2 protein-coding genes, 1 rRNA gene and 1 pseudogene are annotated in these 3,525 nt (G+C 53.7%); all 4 read left to right on the top strand.

The window, feature by feature from the left end:
* The first annotated feature begins 5 nt into the window (after positions 1-5).
* Positions 6-121 (top strand): 5S ribosomal RNA (gene rrf / locus NUX24_RS21645).
* A 180-nt stretch (positions 122-301) separates the two neighbouring features.
* Positions 302-1,231 (top strand): homoserine O-succinyltransferase, encoded by a 930-nt coding sequence (gene metA / locus NUX24_RS21640; RefSeq protein ID WP_047650890.1) that lies wholly within the window; start codon positions 302-304, stop codon positions 1,229-1,231.
* Between the two features lie 270 nt (positions 1,232-1,501).
* The gene (gene aceB, locus NUX24_RS21635; RefSeq protein WP_257834054.1) at positions 1,502-3,103 is read left to right on the top strand and encodes a malate synthase A; all 1,602 of its coding nucleotides are present in this window, start codon (positions 1,502-1,504) and stop codon (positions 3,101-3,103) included.
* 31 nt (positions 3,104-3,134) lie between these two features.
* Positions 3,135-3,525, top strand: a pseudogene (locus NUX24_RS21630) (isocitrate lyase); the annotation flags it as partial.

Genomic DNA, 3,525 nt, shown 5'->3' with positions numbered 1-3,525 from the left:
ATTTGCCTGGCGGCTTTAGCGCGGTGGTCCCACCTGACCCCATGCCGAACTCAGAAGTGAAACGCCGTAGCGCCGATGGTAGTGTGGGGTCTCCCCATGTGAGAGTAGGGAACTGCCAGGCATCAATTAGAAGAACCCCGCACCGTAAGGTGCGGGGTTTTTTGCTTTTGTTTTTCTCCTCCCCTTGTTCCTGAAACTTTCTCACCTTGGACATGCAGACTCGACTTTCCAATCGTTTCTGGGTATCGTTAGCTGTCTGGATGTCTAAACGTTTATACGTATGCTGTGAGGATATAAAGTTATGCCGATTCGGGTGCAGGACGAGCTACCAGCCGTCAATTTCTTGCGTGAAGAAAACGTCTTCGTCATGACGGCTTCGCGTGCGACAGGTCAGGAAATTCGCCCGCTGAAGGTGCTTATTCTCAATCTGATGCCAAAAAAGATCGAAACAGAAAACCAGTTCCTGCGTCTTCTGTCGAACTCCCCGCTGCAGGTCGATATTCAGCTGCTGCGAATCGATGCCCGCGAGTCGCGTAACACGCCTGCTGAGCACCTGAATAACTTCTACTGCAACTTTGATGACATTCAGGGGGAAAACTTCGACGGGCTGATTGTGACCGGCGCGCCGCTCGGTCTGGTGGAATTTAACGATGTCGCTTACTGGCCGCAGATCAAACAGGTTCTGGAGTGGGCAAAAGATCACGTTACCTCCACATTGTTTGTCTGTTGGGCGGTACAAGCCGCGCTGAATATTCTTTATGGCATCCCCAAGCAAACCCGTACTGAAAAGCTCTCCGGTGTATACGAACACCACATTCTTCAACCGCATGCGTTGCTGACGCGCGGTTTCGATGACTCCTTCCTGGCCCCGCATTCTCGCTACGCCGATTTCCCTGCCCAGCTGATTCGTGATTACACCGATCTGGAGATCCTGGCCGAAACGGAAGACGGGGATGCTTACCTGTTTGCCAGCAAGGATAAACGCATTGCTTTTGTGACCGGGCATCCTGAATACGATCCGCATACTCTCGCGTCAGAGTATTTCCGTGATGTCGAAGCGGGTCTTAATCCGGATGTACCGTACAACTATTTCCCGAAAGACGATCCGCAGAACAAACCGAGAGCAACCTGGCGCAGTCACGGGAATTTGCTTTTCACTAACTGGCTCAACTATTACGTCTACCAGATCACGCCATACGATCTGCGACACATGAATCCGACGCTGGAGTAATCTTCTGCCCTAAACGATCCTAAAGCGTTTCAGCTATTCAAATCAGGCACCTTCGGGTGCCTTTTTTATTTCCGAAATGTCACTCACCATTCGATAAAACTTTAATCTCAATAAAATCAATAAATTAATTGCAATTAGCAATTAAAATGGAAATTGTTTTTGATTTTGGAAAAAATATAGATAGTCTTAATTCTGCTGAGCGAAAACTACCCAACGATCTTTCGTTCGCATCGGGGGCGGCATTTTGGATCTTTGATGAGGAGCAGAGTAATGACTCAACAGGCAACGACGGTCGATGAACTGGCCTTTACCCAGCCGTATGGCGAGCAAGAACAGCAGATTTTGACGGCGGAAGCGGTAGAATTTCTGACTGAACTGGTGACCCGCTTTACGCCGCAGCGCAATAAGCTGCTGGCGGCACGTATTCATCAGCAGCAGGAAATTGACGATGGCAAGTTGCCTGGCTTCATTTCGGAAACCGCTTCCATTCGACGTGGCGAGTGGAAAATCCGCGGCATCCCTGAAGATTTACAGGATCGTCGCGTTGAGATCACCGGTCCGGTAGAGCGCAAAATGGTGATCAACGCCATGAATGCCAACGTTAAGGTCTTCATGGCCGATTTTGAAGATTCACTGGCGCCAGACTGGAACAAAGTTATCGACGGGCAGATCAACCTGCGCGACGCCGTGAACGGCACCATCAGCTATACCAACGAAGCCGGCAAAATTTACCAGCTCAAACCGAACCCTGCGGTGCTGATCTGTCGCGTACGCGGCCTGCACCTGCCTGAAAAACATGTGACCTGGCGTGGGGAAGCCATCCCGGGCAGCCTGTTTGATTTCGCGCTCTATTTCTTCCACAACTACAAAGCCCTCCTGGCTAAAGGCAGCGGTCCCTATTTCTATCTGCCAAAAACGCAGGCCTGGCAGGAAGCGGCCTGGTGGAGCGAGGTGTTCAGCTATGCGGAAGATCGTTTCAACCTGCCGCGCGGCACCATCAAAGCCACGCTGCTGATTGAAACGCTGCCTGCCGTGTTCCAGATGAATGAAATTCTGCACGCCCTGCGCGACCACATTGTCGGCCTGAACTGCGGACGCTGGGACTATATTTTCAGCTACATCAAAACCCTGAAAAACTACCCCGACCGCGTACTGCCGGATCGCCAGGTTGTGACCATGGATAAACCGTTCCTGAGCGCCTACTCGCGCCTTCTGATCAAAACCTGCCACAAGCGCGGCGCCTTTGCGATGGGCGGCATGGCGGCATTTATCCCAAGCAAAGACGCAGAGCGCAACAATCAGGTGCTCAACAAGGTGAAGGCCGACAAAGAGCTTGAAGCCCGTAACGGTCACGACGGCACGTGGATTGCCCATCCTGGCCTTGCCGATACGGCGATGGAGGTCTTCAACCGCGTTCTCGGCGACAACAAAAACCAGCTGTTTGTCACGCGTGAAGACGATGCCCCAACGGCTGAAGAACAGCTGCTGGCTCCGTGCGCTGGCGAGCGTACGGAAGAGGGCATGCGTGCCAATATTCGCGTCGCGGTCCAGTACATCGAAGCGTGGATCTCCGGCAACGGCTGTGTGCCTATCTATGGACTGATGGAAGATGCCGCGACGGCGGAGATCTCACGTACCTCCATCTGGCAGTGGATCCACCATCAAAAAACGCTCAGCAACGGCAAGCCGGTGACCAAATCCCTGTTCCGCCAGATGCTGGCCGAAGAGATGCGGGTGATCCAGGACGAGCTGGGCGAACACCGCTTCAGCAGCGGGCGTTTTGACGACGCTGCGCGCCTGATGGAGCAAATTACCACATCAGATGACTTAATCGACTTCCTGACCCTGCCGGGCTACCGCTTCCTGGCGTAACTCACCACATAACAATATGGAGCATCTGCACATGAAAACCCGTACCCAACAGATCGAAGAGTTGAAGAAAGAGTGGACACAGCCTCGCTGGGAAGGCATCCGCCGTCCTTACAGCGCGGAGGAAGTGGTGAAATTACGCGGCTCGGTCAATCCGGAATGCACGCTGGCACAGAACGGTGCGGCGAAAATGTGGAAGCTGCTGCACGGTGGCTCTAAAAAGGGCTACATCAACAGCCTCGGCGCGCTGACCGGCGGTCAGGCGCTGCAGCAGGCGAAGGCCGGTATTGAAGCTATCTACCTCTCCGGCTGGCAGGTTGCGGCGGATGCTAACCTGGCGTCCAGCATGTACCCGGATCAGTCGCTCTATCCGGCGAACTCCGTGCCGGCGGTGGGGGAGCGGGTCAACAATACCCTCCCCCGGG

Source organism: Enterobacter sp. HG048 (genome assembly GCF_024702055.1).
Classification (GTDB): domain Bacteria; phylum Pseudomonadota; class Gammaproteobacteria; order Enterobacterales; family Enterobacteriaceae; genus Enterobacter; species Enterobacter dykesii.
Note: the sequence above shows the minus strand (reverse complement) of the source record. Positions and strands in the feature narration are given on the sequence as shown.